The sequence below is a fragment of the Collimonas fungivorans Ter331 genome (assembly GCF_000221045.1).
GTDB lineage: Bacteria > Pseudomonadota > Gammaproteobacteria > Burkholderiales > Burkholderiaceae_D > Collimonas > Collimonas fungivorans_A.
In genome coordinates this window covers 3102525-3117161 of the sequence record NC_015856.1, presented here as the reverse complement: position 1 = coordinate 3117161, position 14637 = coordinate 3102525, and the positions used below count along the sequence as shown (strand labels likewise).

General features: G+C 62.0%; 13 protein-coding genes. 6 read left to right on the top strand and 7 right to left on the bottom strand.

Annotated features, from left to right (window positions below):
- Positions 1-6: 6 nt before the first annotated feature.
- From CFU_RS13530 to CFU_RS13510, 5 genes are all read left to right on the top strand, one after another.
- Positions 7-693: a response regulator transcription factor gene (locus tag CFU_RS13530; RefSeq protein ID WP_014006605.1), complete on the top strand. Its 687-nt coding sequence runs from the start codon at positions 7-9 to the stop codon at positions 691-693.
- Positions 683-2032: a sensor histidine kinase gene (locus CFU_RS13525; RefSeq protein ID WP_041742041.1), complete on the top strand. Its 1350-nt coding sequence runs from the start codon at positions 683-685 to the stop codon at positions 2030-2032. Before CFU_RS13530 ends, CFU_RS13525 begins: the two co-directional genes overlap by 11 nt.
- A gap of 257 nt (positions 2033-2289) precedes the next feature.
- Complete coding sequence (locus CFU_RS13520) at positions 2290-2982, top strand: HAD family hydrolase (RefSeq protein ID WP_014006603.1); 693 nt, start codon at positions 2290-2292, stop codon at positions 2980-2982.
- 65 nt (positions 2983-3047) lie between these two features.
- Positions 3048-3677 carry a glutathione S-transferase family protein gene (locus CFU_RS13515; RefSeq protein WP_041742040.1) on the top strand — a complete coding sequence of 210 codons (630 nt, stop codon included), beginning with the start codon at positions 3048-3050 and terminating at the stop codon, positions 3675-3677.
- A gap of 106 nt (positions 3678-3783) precedes the next feature.
- The gene (locus tag CFU_RS13510) at positions 3784-5160 is read left to right on the top strand and encodes an MFS transporter (protein ID WP_050808747.1); all 1377 of its coding nucleotides are present in this window, start codon (positions 3784-3786) and stop codon (positions 5158-5160) included.
- Between the two features lie 3 nt (positions 5161-5163).
- On the opposite strand, the gene CFU_RS13505 is transcribed toward CFU_RS13510, so the two are convergent.
- The 6 genes from CFU_RS13505 to CFU_RS13480 all read right to left on the bottom strand — a co-directional run bounded on the left by CFU_RS13505 (position 5164) and on the right by CFU_RS13480 (position 13050).
- A complete protein-coding gene (locus CFU_RS13505; protein ID WP_050808584.1) occupies positions 5164-8331 on the bottom strand; it encodes an error-prone DNA polymerase in 3168 nt (1055 codons plus the stop codon).
- A 6-nt stretch (positions 8332-8337) separates the two neighbouring features.
- Positions 8338-9831, bottom strand: a complete 1494-nt coding sequence (locus CFU_RS13500) for a Y-family DNA polymerase (RefSeq protein WP_014006599.1) — start codon at positions 9829-9831, stop codon at positions 8338-8340.
- Positions 9764-10546, bottom strand: coding sequence for a translesion DNA synthesis-associated protein ImuA (imuA, locus tag CFU_RS13495; RefSeq protein WP_014006598.1), 783 nt, complete (start codon positions 10544-10546; stop codon positions 9764-9766). The genes CFU_RS13500 and imuA overlap by 68 nt, the downstream gene beginning before the upstream one ends.
- A gap of 136 nt (positions 10547-10682) precedes the next feature.
- Positions 10683-11390, bottom strand: a complete 708-nt coding sequence (locus tag CFU_RS13490; protein ID WP_041742039.1) for an amino acid ABC transporter permease — start codon at positions 11388-11390, stop codon at positions 10683-10685.
- A gap of 2 nt (positions 11391-11392) precedes the next feature.
- Positions 11393-12145, bottom strand: coding sequence for an amino acid ABC transporter permease (locus CFU_RS13485; RefSeq protein WP_014006596.1), 753 nt, complete (start codon positions 12143-12145; stop codon positions 11393-11395).
- An 89-nt stretch (positions 12146-12234) separates the two neighbouring features.
- On the bottom strand, positions 12235-13050 hold the full coding sequence (locus tag CFU_RS13480; RefSeq protein WP_041742038.1) for an ABC transporter substrate-binding protein: 816 nt from the start codon (positions 13048-13050) through the stop codon (positions 12235-12237).
- 201 nt (positions 13051-13251) lie between these two features.
- On the opposite strand from CFU_RS13480, the gene CFU_RS13475 reads away from it, so the two are divergent.
- On the top strand, positions 13252-14010 hold the full coding sequence (locus tag CFU_RS13475; RefSeq protein ID WP_014006594.1) for an SDR family oxidoreductase: 759 nt from the start codon (positions 13252-13254) through the stop codon (positions 14008-14010).
- A 33-nt stretch (positions 14011-14043) separates the two neighbouring features.
- Here the strand turns inward: CFU_RS13475 and CFU_RS13470 are convergent, their stop codons facing one another.
- Positions 14044-14613: a flavin reductase family protein gene (locus tag CFU_RS13470; protein WP_014006593.1), complete on the bottom strand. Its 570-nt coding sequence runs from the start codon at positions 14611-14613 to the stop codon at positions 14044-14046.
- Positions 14614-14637: the final 24 nt, after the last annotated feature.

Here is a 14637-nt window from a genome sequence, read left to right as displayed (position 1 = left end):
ACGACCATGAACCGAATCGGCCTGCTGGAAGATCACGAGCGAATGGCGCAGCTGATTCGCCAGGCCATGGCGGCAGTCGGCATCGAGGTTGATGTCTATGGCCGCATCGACCATGCGGCCGACGGCTTTGCCCGCATTCCCTATGCGGCGCTGGTGATCGACCGCGGCTTGCCGGACGGCGACGGGCTCGACCTGGTGCGCAAGTTGCGCGCCAAGGGCGTGCTGGCGCCATGCCTGATGCTGACCGCGCTCGACGCCTTGCATGACCGCGTGGCCGGCCTCGAGGCTGGCGCCGATGACTACCTGCCCAAGCCGTTTTCGATGGAAGAGCTGGTGGCCAGAGTGCGCGCCTTGATGCGGCGTCCGCCGCAATTGCAAAACCCGGTTTCGGTTTACCTGGGTTTGCAGGTATTGCCGGAATCGAGCTGCATGCGCAACGGCGACGATTCGGTGTCGCTGGCGCCGTCGGAGCTGCAGCTGATGCTGAGCCTGGTGCGCGCGGGCGGGCAGCCGGTGCGCCGCACCGCTTTGGAAATGGCAGCCTGGGGCGTGGGCGATGCGGTCACCCCGAACGCGCTGGATGTCGCTTTGCACCGGTTGCGGCGAAAACTGCTGGCGATCGATTCCGCGATCGAGATCGCCAACGTCCGCGCTTACGGTTTTGCATTGCAGGAAGTGCCTGATGCAGTATAGCTTGTCGAAAAAACTGATTGTCTCCGCCGCGGCCACGCTGGTGGTGATTGCCCTGGTGGTGTCCGCGGGCCTGGCTGCGGTATTCCAATGGGGGCCGGAGTTATTGCTGAAGCGGGAGATGCTCCGGCATGTCGACAAGATCCAGGAGCGGATGCGCTTTGACGCCTCGGGCAAGCTGTCCGGGGTAGAGCTGAATTCGAAAATGAAGCTGCTTTACGAAGCATTGAAAGAGGACTCCATCTACCGCATCCTGGACGACAAGGGCGCCGTGCTGATCGCCTCCGATGGCGCAAACATTCCTTTGTTTGCCAAGGGCGCACGTTTCGATCCTAAAACCGCGGCCGACACCAGCCTGGTCCTGCGGCGCTCGGGATTGACGTTGTATGTATTTACACAAGCCATTTCCCTCAACGATAAAACCTACTATATCCAGGTTGCGCGCAGCGAACGCATGCACCAGGCCATCATGGGCAGCGACAGCGCCAGTTTCATGATGGCTGCGGGCGTCGCGGTGATTATCGCCATCCTGGTATTTACCTTCGTCGTGTGGGGCACATTCAACCGCGCGCTGCGGCCGTTGCGCGTGGCGTCGGATGCGGCCAGCAGGATTGAATTCAACAGCCTGGATTCCCGCTTGTCGACGGTGGACGTGCCGAAAGAACTGGTGCCGCTGATAGACGCATTCAATACGGCGCTGGACCGCCTGGAGCTGGACTATCGGCTGCAGCAGGAATTCCTTGCCACGGTTGCGCATGAACTGAAGACGCCGTTGGCCCTGATCCGCGGGCAAATCGAGCTCGACGGCACGGCTGACCGCCAGCTGCTGCTGAAGGACGTCGACCGCATGGCGCGCCAAGTGCACCAGCTGCTGCACCTGGCCGAAGTAAGCGACCGCAAGAATTTCATGTTTGAACAAATCGATGCCGGAGAGGTCGTGGTCAGCGCAGTCGAGCACCTGGGGCGGCTTGCGGATCGGTTGAATGTTTCGGTTGTACTGAACTCGCCGATCCAGAAAGTTGCGCTGATGGCCGACAGCGGCGCGCTGTTTGTACTGGTCAAGAACCTGCTGGAGAACGCCATCCACCATTCTCCGGCCGGAACCAGCGCAATCGTCACGGTGAGCGCGGGCCACATCGCGATTCGCGATCACGGCGACGGCATCGCCGCCGACAACCTGCCGCTGCTGTTCAAGCGTTTCTGGCGCGGCGCAAACCGGCGCGACGAAGGCGCGGGGCTGGGGCTGTCGATTTGCAAGGAAATTTCGCTGGTTCACGGCTGGCGCCTGGTGGTCATGCGCGATCAGGGGCCGGGGGCGGAATTTATCGTTGTCTTTAGTTGACAAGCAACAATCCAGGCGACGCGCCGCCTGTCAAAGTCATCGTCCTGTCATAAGACTGCTATAAGTTGTTGATCCATTGTGCTTGTAGGGTGGGCACCTGTGCCCACGCGTGACCGCGATAACCGGAGAGCCGTCCCAAGCAGCACGGAAACAGGCATATACGTGATGTGAATTCACGCGTGGGCACGATGTGCCCACCCTACTGGCGCGCACAAGATGCTGCATCGGCTGCGATCGCTTTCCTTGACGGATAAACCATGTACAACAATAACAAACGATTAATTATCCTCGATGCGGACGGCACCACCATCGATGCCTACAGCGCCATCGACAAGACCTTTTCCCGCCACGGCATGGTGATCGGCGACGAAGAAAGGTTCCAGAAACGCCGCCGCCTGTTCAAATACCTGGGCGGACTGAAAGAATTCCCCTCCAACCTGAAAAAGCAGATAGGCAAGCAGAGCCGCAAGCAACTGATCGCCACCCTGACTGAAGTCTACCGGGAAGAGGCCAAGCTGTATCCCGGCATCGCGGACCTGGTGCGCAGCCTGATCGCCACGCCGGACATCGCGGTCGGCCTGGTCACGCGCAACATGACCAACGAACCGGAGCAGACGCTGCGGCTGTTGTTCCGGCGCCATGACATCGATCTCGATGCGCTCGATTTTTTCGCCCACATCCCGCTGCACCTGGAAAAGATGCAGGAATTCCGCGCCATCCGCGAGCGCCTGGACATCAACCCGGCGCGCGCCTACATCTGCGGCGACGAGCACAAGGATTACCTGGCCGCGATCGGCTCCGGCATGCATCCTTTCATGGTTTCCTACGGTTTCGAGAGCTACAAGCGGCTGATCAAGAAATTCCTGGTGCCCGAAGAAATCATTTCCCGTTCGCCTGAAGAGCTGTGCGGGCGCGTGCGGCACGCCATGGGTTTGGACGATCCGGCCTGAGGGACCCTATGTAAGGCCACTCCCTGTTAGAATTTATCTTCCAAAAGATGGATTGGACAGGGCGTATGTACACATTGTATGGCTTCAAGGGTTCCGGCTCCGCCGCGGTCGAGCTGGCGCTGGAACTGGCCGGGCTGCCTTACCGCCAGATCGACGCCGCTTCCTGGGAACCCAGTCCGGCGCTCGATGAGCTGCGGCAGCTGAATCCGCTCGGGCAGATTCCCACCCTGCAGTTGCCGGAGGGCGGCATCCTGACCGAGAGCGCCGCCATCCTGCTCCATCTCGGCCTGGCCCATCCCGCGGCCGGGCTGCTGCCTGCCGACGCGGCGCAGCGCGCGCAGGCGATCGGGGGCCTGGTATATATCGCTGCCAACTGCTACGCCGCGATCGGTGTGATCGATTTTCCCGAACGCTGGTGCATCAATGCGGACGATGCCGTCAAAGAGCAGATCCGAGAGGGCACGCGCGCGCGCCTGCACAGCTATTGGGAGATTTTTGCCGATACTTATCCTGCCTCGCCATTCCTGAGCGGCGCCTCGCTCGGCGCGCTGGACCTGTTGGCCGCCGTGGTTTCCAAATGGTCGGGAGCACGGCCTCATTTGGCGCAGGTGCGGCCTGCTTTCTTCGAGCTGATCGAGAGGGTGGAAACACATCCCAAAGTGGCGCCGGTATGGCGCCGCCATTGGGATAGCTGATTCTTCTCCTGCTGATGCGCTGCCGATGCTTTCATGATTTGCAAAATCCAACAATATACGGAGACTAAACGTGCAGTTACAAACCGAGCTGTCTGAAGACCAGTTGATGAAAAAAGTGGCATGGCGCCTGATGCCATTACTGATCGTGATGTTCCTGGTGTCCTTCATCGACCGCCAGAACGTCGGTTTCGCCAAGCTGGAGATGGTGCATGCATTAAGCATGAGCGAAGCGGCTTACGGCCTGGGCGCTTCCCTGTTTTTCATCGGCTACCTGCTGTTTGAGATCCCCAGCACCCTGGCCTTGCACAAATACGGCGCACGGGTCTGGCTGGCGCGCATCATGTTTACCTGGGGCGCGGTGACCATACTGCTTGGCTTCACCAGTTCGCTGCCGATGTTTTATGTGCTGCGCTTCATGCTGGGCGTGGCGGAAGCAGGGTTTTATCCGGGCGTGATTTATTACCTGACGCTGTGGTTTCCGCAGATTTACCGCACCCGTGTGCTGGGCATCTTTACGCTGGGCAGCGCCTTGGCGAACATGCTGGGAGCCTTGGTCGGCGGTTTGCTGTTGAATCTGAACGGCACGCTGGGCCTGGCCGGCTGGCAGTGGGTATTCATCGCAACCGGCGCGCCGGCGGTGCTGCTGACGCTGGTGGTGATGGTGTACCTGCCAGGTTCGATAGACGAAGCCAAATTCCTGTCGGCCGAGCAGAAAGCCAAGCTGAACGACATGATGCAACGCGATACGCCAGCCAACGTCACCCGCGGCAATCCGCTGGCGGCCTTGTGGGACCTGCGCGTGCTGCTGTTTGCCGCCACCTATATGCTGATGTCGACTTCCCTGTATGGCGTTACCTACTGGCTGCCGACTTTGGTGAAAGGCTTCGGCGTCAGCTCCACCATCAACGGCTTGCTGAACATGATGCCGTGGGGGCTGGCGGTGCTGCTGTTGCTGTGGCTGCCGGGCAAGCTGCGCCATGACCGGGTGGTGTTCAAGGCAATCGCCGTCATTGGCCTGCTGGGTTTGCTGTGCTTCACTTCCAGTGCGCTGCTCGATTCGAACACCCTGCGTTTCGGCGCCCTGGTGATAGGCGGGGCCTGCATCACCTTGCTGTATCCCTGTTTCTGGTCCTTGCCGCCGAAATTCTTCCAGGGCGCACGGGCCGCGGCCAGCATCGCGGCGATCAATTCGATCGGCAACCTGGGCGGATTTTTGGGACAGAACCTGATGCCGTACGTGGGCAAGCTCACGCACAGCAATGTCACGCCGATGCTGGTGCCCGCGGCTTGCCTGGCGGTGCTGGGCGTGGGCGGGCTGGCGGCGGTGAACTGGCAGCGCAGGCGCGATCTGGATGATGAAAGCGCGCGCGAGCGCCAGGTGGCGATCCAGGAAGACGGCACGGAAGATCCGGGCGCCGGCATCGACCAGCTGCTCGACCGGCATCCCGACCACCTGCACATGCCGCATCCAAAATCCGATTAAATCTCAGTGAAAGTCGCGGCTGGTGGTGTACAGCTTGCCCAGCATGGGCGACATGTCGATCAGGTGCTGAGCCACCAGGTGCCTGACGCCTTCCTGGGACTGCCAGGTGCCGTTGACGCCCATCAGCTTCGATCCCTGCAATTCCTTGCGCTGGCTGTCCGCCAGGTCAGGCCAGACGATGACGTTGACGGTGCCGGTTTCATCTTCCAGCGTAACGAACACCACGCCCTTGGCAGTGCCGGGGCGCTGGCGCACCGTGACGATGCCGCAGGCCCGCGCCAGCCGGCCGCTGCGGAAAGTATTCAGCACTTCGGCCGACCGGAAACGCTGGGCGTTTAACTGCGGGCGCAGCAGCGCCAGCGGATGGCGGCCCAGGGTCAGGCCCAGCGCATCGTAATCGTTGAGCAGGTTCTCCGCTTCCGCCGGCTCGGCCAGCGGCAGCTCCTGTTCCTCCACCTGGGCCTGCTTGAGCAAGCCTTTGTCCGGCGCGCTGACCAGCGCCTGCCACAACGCCTGGCGGCGGTTGCCGACCAACGGCGCGAGCGAATTGGCGGCGGCCAGCGCTTGCAGCTGGTCGCGCTTCAGGCCGCTGCGCAAAGCCATGTCCTTGAGATCGGCGAACGGGCGCACCGCGCGCGCCGCTTCAATCTCGTCGACATTCCCGGAGTTCAGTCCGCGCACCAGGTTGAAACCCAGCCTGACTGCGGGCCTGGCGGCCGAGGTAGGTTCCAGGGCGGCTTCCCAGTTGCTGACGTTGATATCGACAGGCAGCACTTCCACGCCATGCCGGCGTGCATCCTGCACCAGCTGCGACGGCGAATAGAATCCCATCGGCTGGCTGTTCAGCAGCGCCGCCAGGAACGCTTCCGGTTCATGGCATTTGAGCCAGGAGCTGGCGTAGGCGAGCAGGGCGAAACTGGCGGCGTGGCTTTCCGGAAAGCCGTATTCGCCGAAACCTTGGATCTGGCTATAGATGGCTTCGGCGAAACTCTTTTCGTAGCCCCTGTCTGTCATGCCGTCGATCAGCTTGCGTTCGAATTTTTCGAGGCCGCCTTTACGTTTCCAGGCTGCCATCGAGCGGCGCAGGCTATCGGCTTCACCCTCGGTAAAACCTGCGGCGATTACGGCGATCTGCATTACTTGTTCCTGGAAAATCGGGATGCCGAGGGTTCTTTCTAGCGCTTCTTTCAATTTGTCGCTTGGATAGACGATGTCGTCGGGATCCTTTTTCCTGTTTTGCAGAAAAGGATGGACCATGCCGCCCTGGATTGGCCCTGGCCGGACGATCGCAACCTGGATCACCAGATCGTAGAATTTCCGCGGCTTCAGGCGCGGCAGCATGCTCATCTGAGCCCGGCTTTCGATCTGGAACACGCCTATGGTGTCAGCCTTGCAGATCATGTCGTAAGTCGCAGGGTCTTCGCGCGGGATGTCTTTCATCTCGAACGCTTCGCCGCGCTGCAGCGCCACCATCGCCAGCGCCCGCTGCAGCATCGACAGCATGCCCAGCGCCAGCACATCGACCTTGAGTATGCGCAAGGCATCCAGGTCATCCTTGTCCCATTGCACCACGCTACGGTCTTTCATCGCCGCGTTTTCGATGGGCACCAGGCGCGACAGCTTGCCGCGCGAAATCACGAAACCGCCCGGATGCTGCGACAGGTGGCGCGGAAATCCCATCAAGGTATGCGACAGATCGGCCCATTGTTCTGCAATCGCGGTATCGGCAGCCATGCCGAGCTCGCTGAAATTCTGCTGCAGCTGCTGCTTGTCGTCCCACCAGCGCTGCGATTTGGCGACCTGGTCGACCAGGCCGGGATCGACGCCGAGCGCCTTGCCGACATCGCGCAACACGCTGCGCGGCCGGTAGCTGATGACCACCGCGGTCAGCGCGGCCCGCCGCCGGCCGTATTTTTCGTAGATGTACTGGATCACTTCCTCGCGCCGCTGGTGTTCGAAATCGACGTCGATGTCGGGCGGTTCATTACGCTCGCGACTGATGAAGCGGCCGAACAGCAAGGTGCTCTGGGCTGGATCGACCTCGGTGATGCCTAGGCAATAACAGACCGCCGAGTTGGCGGCCGAGCCGCGGCCCTGACACAAGATGCCCTGGCTGCGGGCAAACTGGACGATGTCGTAGACGGTCAGGAAATAAGCTTCGTATTCCAGTTCCTGGATCAGGTCCAGTTCGTCTTCCAGCTGCCGCTGTACCATGGCCGGGATTTCGTCGGAGAAGCGGTTGCGTGCGCCGACATAGGTTTGCTGGCGCAGGTAGCTGGCCGGGGTATGCCCGGGCGGCACGATTTCATCCGGATATTCATATTTCAGTTCATCCAGCGAGAAGCTGCACTTGCCGGCGATCCTGACTGTTTCGGCCAAGGCCGCCGCCGGATACAGGTTGGCCAGCCGCAGCCGGGCGCGCAGATGCTGTTCGGCATTCGGCGCCAATGCGTAACCGCAGGCGGCGACAGGCTTGCCGAGCCGGATCGCGGTCAGCGTATCTTGCAGCGGCTTGCGCGAGCGGCGGTGCATGCAGACATCGCCGGTAGCCACCACCGGCAAGCCGAGCTGCTGCGCGACCTGTTCAATCACGGCGCGTTGCCGCTCGTCGCCGACCTGGTGCAGCATGGTCATGCCGATCCAGGCGCGGCCGGGAAAGGTGTTGTTCAGCCATGTCGCCTGGCGTGCCAGGGTCTCGGTGTCGACGCCATGCACGGGCAGCAGGATCAGCAGGCAATCGGGCAGCTGGCGCAGGTGGGCGTTGGCGCCGTCGGGAGCGTCGAGGTCTTGCGGCCTGAGCAGATAGTGGCCTTTGTCGGCGCGGCTGCGCGCCAGCGTGATCAGTTCCGACAGGTTGCCGTAACCCTCGCGGTTCTGCGCCAGCGCGATCAGGGAAAACGCCGGGCTGCCGTCGGCCTCATGCAACTGGAACTGGCTGCCGATCAGCAACGGCAGTTTATGTTGTTTGGCCTCGACATGGGCGCGCACCACGCCGGCCAGCGAGCATTCGTCGGTAATCGCCAGCGCCGCGTAGCCGAGCTGGACAGCGCGTTCCACCAGTTCCTCGGGGTGCGATGCGCCGCGCAGGAAGCTGAAATTCGAGACGCACTGCAGTTCGGCGTATTCCGGCAGCACGATCGACGGCGATGCCAGCGAAGGATTCTTGTCCATACACAATCAGGCAAACAAGCCGTGCAGGAACCAGCGAATGTCATCGCCATCGCGCTCGCGATATATCCAGTAACAAGCGGCTTCTGCGCCTTCCGCCACGAAGTAATCGCGTACAGTCGGCGGGCCATCCCACCAGCCGCATTCGATGCGCTCTGGTCCTGACAGCAGGCGCAAGGGCGAACCGTAAAACGGTCGGTGCTTGCGGAACATCAAGGCCAACGGTTGCTGCAGGAGCCAGAATGGCCGTTGCGGCTGGAGGCGATGCAATGCATCGCCTGGCGCTGGGCGGCGTTGGCTGTCGGCGGCGGCTTGCCAGGCGTTGGCGACTTCCGGCCGGTGGTCGGCCAGGGCCGCCGGCTGCAAGACGTTTTCGCTGCCGAGCCGCGCGCTCAGCAGCTCCAGCAGTCGAGCGTAGGCGCCGGGCGTGCCGCCTGGTTCGGGAAACAGCGAAGCGGTCGGCGGCAGCATCGGCGCCACCTGGGTTGCCTGCAGACGCAAGGCGATCACGGGCGCATCGAGCTGCAGCCGGCCCAGCCTTTCTTTCAGCAGGCGCAGCAGGTGTTCTTCATGCCAGGCCGGTTCGCCCAGTGCGATTTCCAGCGGCGTGGGGGCGATTGCCTGGCGCCCGCGCTCGTGTTCCAGCGACAGCAGGAAGCGCGATACTGCCAGCTGTTGCGCCACCAGCCAGCCTATCATTTGCAGGATCAGGCGGCGCGCCGCAAACAGTACCGCCTCGGCATGCTCGATGCGGTCCGGCAGTTCCAGCCAGGCGCTGAATGCCTGCGGCGGCTGCACCCATTCGAATACCTCCGGCGCCGTGCCGTAGGCGCGGTCCAGGGTTTCCAGGATGTGCTTGTCGCTGCGCCGCTGCAAGCCGGCGCGCGGCAGCTTGCGCAAGTCGGCCAGGGTCTGGCAGCCGATGCCGGCCAGCCAATCCTGGTAGGGGCGCGCCGCCGGCAGGATCGCGAACGGCAGTTTATCCAGCCGTCGCTGCAGGCTGGCCAGCCGCAAGCTGCGGCGTTGCCGGGCCAGGCCCGGCACGTTGGCCTGGCAGCGATAGCGCGCCAGCAGCCATGCGCCCTGGGCGGTCGGCGCCATGCTGAGGTGCGGCGTGAAGCCCAGCGCCTGGATGCTGTCGCGGATGCGGCGGCACAGCGCCAGGCGGCCGCCGAAAGCGCTCAGGCTGGCGCTGACGTCGAGCAGCAGCGAATCTTCCTCGGCATGCGCCACTTCCGGCGTGTATTGCAGCAGGGTCAGCGCGATATCGTCGCGCGCGCCTTGCTCGCGCGCCGCATCGCGCTCGCACAGCTGCGCCTGCGGCGCCAGCGCCAGCACACCGCCGCGGCGCATGCCAGGCCGCACGCCGCTGGCCTCGGCGCTGGCGGTCATGGTCAGCACCTGGTCATGTTCCAGCACTGCCAGCATGCAGGGTTCAGACCAGCGCGGGCGCAATGTTTCCAGCGCCAGCAGCGGCAGGTGTATGCCTATCCAGAGTGTCATGGTCGGGTGCGGCAAAAGAATGGGGCGGAACGGCCTGGACCGTGGCCGTATCGGTTGCGGCCACGGCTGCCGTCAGCGGCAGGTAAAACGCTTGTTCGTGTTGCGGCCCCTTGCGCTTGAGCAGCTGGATTTCGACGCCGTTGCGGGCCGGCCGCAATGCCAGCCGCAAAGGCGAGGGCGAGGATTCGTGGGCCGCGCTCAGCGGCCGCAGCAGCCACAGCATGGTGTCGCTGGCCTGGGCCGCCAGGTGCAAGCGGCGCAAAGCTTCGCCGCGGATATGCGGTTGCCACAGCAGCAGTGCGCCGCAGCTGCCGTTGCGCAATACCTGTTCCGCCGACCACAGCGCATCGGCGCTGCGCGCTGCCTTGATCCACAGCAGTTGTTCGCTGGCCAGGCCGGCGCCATCCCAGGCTGCGATCTGCGGCAGGTGCGGCGGCTGCAGCAAGACGATCCGGCGCTGGCTGGCGATGCGCGCCAGCGCCGGCTGCAGCAGGCGTATTTCGCCGCTGCCGGCTTGTTGCAGCAGCAACTCTATCAGCGCCGAATGCGGCCAGCCGCCGTTCGGCAACTCGCGGTCCAGGGAGGGATGGCCGGAAGCGGTGACCACGCCCTGGTAAGAACCCATCTGGTCTGCGCGCCACAAGGCATGCGGCAAGGTCGCCACGACCGATTGGGCGGCGGCGGAAATGCTGGATGTACCGGCGGATATGAACATGGTGAGATGGCAAGCTTTAAGACAAGACTGAGGTTTATATTATACTGTACATATATACAGTATAAATTCAATCCTGCTTTAGTCAATACGACTATCGATCTGGCTTGCCAAATCAGTCGATAAGTTGGCAAGCGGATCAGTGCGCCTGATCCAACTGCCAGTTTTGGGCGGAACCGAAATGCGCCGCTACCCGGTTCGCAAACAAGCCCAGCCCCGAGCACAGCACGAAATAGATCAAGCCGATGAACATGAATATCTCGGCCGGATAAATCATCACCCGGCTGTTGACTTGCGCCGCCACGAACGACAATTCGCCGACGCCGACGATGTAGGCCAGCGAACTGTCCTTGATCAAGGTCACCCATTGGTTGACGAAGGAGGGCAGCATCATCTGCAGCGCCTGCGGCAGCACGATGTGGCGCAGCACCGTCACGCGCGGCATGCCGAGCGACAGGCCGGCGTCCCATTGGCCGGCCTTGATGCCGCTGATGCCGGCATGCACCGAGTGCGCCAGGTAGGCGCCGCCGATCAGCGCCAGGGCGCACATCACGGACAGCACGCCCGGCACGTCGATATGGAAAACGATGGGTAGCAGGAAGTAGGTCCAGAAGATCAGCATCAGCACCGGGATCGCGCGGAAGAAGCCGAGCACCATGGTCAGCAGCAGCTGCGGCCAGCCGCGCGCCAGCGACAGGGCGATGCCCAGCACCAGCCCCAGCAATGCCGAAACCAGCGCCGAACCGACGCTGAGCAGCACGGTCAGGGCCGCTCCGCCCAGCGGACCGTCGGGATATGCGCCCCACAGCAGGTACGGCAGGTTGTCCGTCAATACGCTGAGTTGCATGCTCATCGCTGCGTCCCGCCGGCAAGCCGCTGTCGGCGCTGGATCAGCTGGCCCAAGCTTTCAATCAGCGCGATGGCGGCGATGTAGAACAAGGTCGCCACGCCGAAAGCCTGGAAAGTCTTGAAGGTTTGCGCCTCCACCTGGCGCGAGGTGTAAGACAGTTCCGCCAGGCCGATGGCCATGGTCAATGAGGTATTCTTGACGATATTCATGTACTGGCCGAGCAAGGGCGGCAGCGCAATGCGCACTGCTTGCGGCAGGATCACGTAGCGCAATCCCTGCCAGCGGTTCAGGCCGAGGGCGGCAGCGGCCAGCCGCTGTGCTTCGGCAACGCCGCGCATGCCGGCGCGGATTTCTTCGCTGACGTAAGCTGCGGAATACAGGCTCAGGCCGAAGATTGCACAGAGCAGCTCGAACGATGGCCATGTCAATTTCAGGTAAGGTCCCAGCGCCACGCTGTGCACCGTATTGAGCCATTCCACCGAAGCTTCCGGCAGCAGGCTGGAAACGCCGAAATACCAGAAAAACAGCTGCACCAGCAGCGGCGTATTGCGAAAGACAGAAAGGAAGCCGCGAGCCGGCAGGACTAGCCAGGGCTGCCGGCTGGAGCGTGCGGCGGCGATGACAATGCCCAGCAAGGTGGAAAAAACGGCGACCACGGCGGACAGCAGCAGCGTCATCCACAGGCCGTCGACCAGCCAGCCGAGGTATTTGGGGGCAAGCATTTGCCCCAGGATCGTTTGAAACTCAGTCATTTTTTACTTTGCAGCCGCTAAACAAAAAAACACCGGCAACCATGGTGATTGCCGGTGCAAGACAGATACCACGGAGAATTGATGATCGATCAGTTCTGGCTCAACTTGGTGTCGCCGATCCTGAACAGGCGCGGCAGCGGCGATTTGCTGTTGGGGCCGAACCACTTGTCGTAGATCTTGAGGGCGGTGCCGTTTTTCTCGAATTCGCGCAGGGTATCGTTGAGCGTATTGACCAGGCGCGTTTCGCCCTTGGGTACGCCGACGCCTTCGTATTCCTCGGAAATGGCGAACGCCGGGATTTCATATTTTTCCTTGTCCGGGATGTTCGCCAGCAGCGCGATCAGCTTCGAACCGTCCTGGGTAATCGCCTGGACGTTGCCGTTGCGCAGGGCGGCCAATGCAAACGGGGTGTCGTCGTACAGGACAACCTTGGCGGCCGGGTATTTCTCGCGCAAGGTGGTTTCCATGGTGGTGCCCTTGTCGGTGCCTATGCGCAGCTCGGGAATCTGCGTGGCGCTCTTCAGCACGCCTTTTTTCGCTAGGAATTGCTGGCCCGATGCAAAGTAAGGAATGCTGAAATCGATCACCTGGGCGCGCTCGGCGTTGATGGTGAAGTTGGCGAACACGACGTCGACCTTGCCGGACGTCAGTAAAGGGATGCGGTTGGCCGGGTTGGTCGGCACCAGTTCGACCTTGACGCCGAGCTTTTTGGCGACTTCGTTGGCGTAGTCGACATCGAGGCCGATGAGCTTGTTGGTTTTCTGGTCGACAAAACCGAACGGCGGATTGCCGTCGAAGGTAGCGACACGCAGCACGCCGGCTTTCTTGATGTCGTCCAGCTTGTCGGCATGGGCCAGGCCCGACAGCAGCGTCAGGCCGGTGAGTAAGATGGCGAATGATTTCATTGTTGTTGTAGTCCCTGGTTGATGTTTAAGTGCGGCCGGCCGCAAAAAGCGGCTGCCATGCAGGGCAGATTAACAAAACAAGATCACGCAGTGAACGATCAAAGTTGCATTTGAATATTACAAGTTTGGAAGCACCGCTGTCCCGGCTAGATGCCGAAACACCGTTAAAATGCAGGAAACAACAGGCAAGGAGCACAGGCAATGGCAACAACGAAAAAAGTCGCGCTGGTCACAGGCGCAGGTTCCGGCATCGGCAAGCATATCGCTCTGGCCTTGCTGCGCAACGATTACAGCGTGGTGCTGGCGGGCCGGCGTGTAGCCGCGCTGGAGGAAACGGTTGCCGCCGCCGGGGCATCGGGTGTACACGCCTTGCCGGTATCTGCCGACGTCAGCGATCCGGCATCGGTCAGGGCCTTGTTCGAAAAAACCAGGGAGCGGTTCGGCCGGCTTGACCTGTTGTTCAACAATGCCGGCATCTTTACCAAATCGGCGTCGCTGGAAGATGTCGATTTTGCGCAATGGAAGGCATCGGTCGATGTCAACCTGAGCGGCGCTTTCCTGTGCACGCAAGAGGCGTTCCGCATCATGAAGACGCAAACGCCGGGCGGCGGCCGCATCATCAACAACGGTTCGATCTCGGCCCATGTGCCGCGGCCGAACTCGGTCGCCTATACGGCGACCAAGCATGCCATCACCGGCCTCACCAAGTCGACTTCGCTGGACGGCCGCAAATACAATATCGCCTGCGGCCAGATCGATATCGGCAACGCCGCTACCGACATGACCGAAAAGATGGAGAAAGGCATCCTGCAAGCCAGCGGCCAGGTTGCGGTGGAGCCGACCATGTCGGTGGAAAACGTCGCCAATGCAGTGCTGTACATGGCGAGTTTGCCGCTGGATGCGAACGTTCAGTTCATGACGGTGATGGCGACCAACATGCCGTTCATCGGGCGCGGCTGATTTTGTCCGGGTTGGCGGGAAACTGAATCTTTGTTACGGCTTCAGCTCGACATTGAATGCCTCGCCGGTGGCAAAAAAGGCGCCGCCGGACAGGTAGTGCAGCGAGCGCTGGTCGTCGGCCGGGAAATGCCAGCGGCCCGCCGAAAACGCTGCAGCATCGGCCCAGGCAGCCACCACCTCGGCGACGAACAGGTCGTAGCGCTGCTGGTTGTGCAATTCCGGAATCACCTTGCATTCCAGCCAGGCCAGGCAGCCCGACATCAGCGGCGCGGCAATTTTCTCCGAGGGAAATGTGGCGATATCGAGCGCGGCGAATTTGTCGCCGTCGCGTCCCGAGCTCGATCCCACTGCGAGCGTGGTTTCGGCCAGCGCCCGGGTCGGGATATTCAGGGCGAATTCGCCCGAGGCTTCCACCAGTTCGCGGGTCAGGGTGCTGCTGTCGATCACCAGCAAGACCTTGGGCGGATCGAAATCGAGCGGCATCGCCCAGGCTGCCGCCATCACGTTGCTGACGCCGCCATGGGCGCTGGTGACGATCGTGGTCGGGCCGTGATTGAGCAGGCGATAGGCCTTGGCTAGTTCTACTGCCTGAATATTCTGCATGATGATCCCGATAACGCTGCTGTT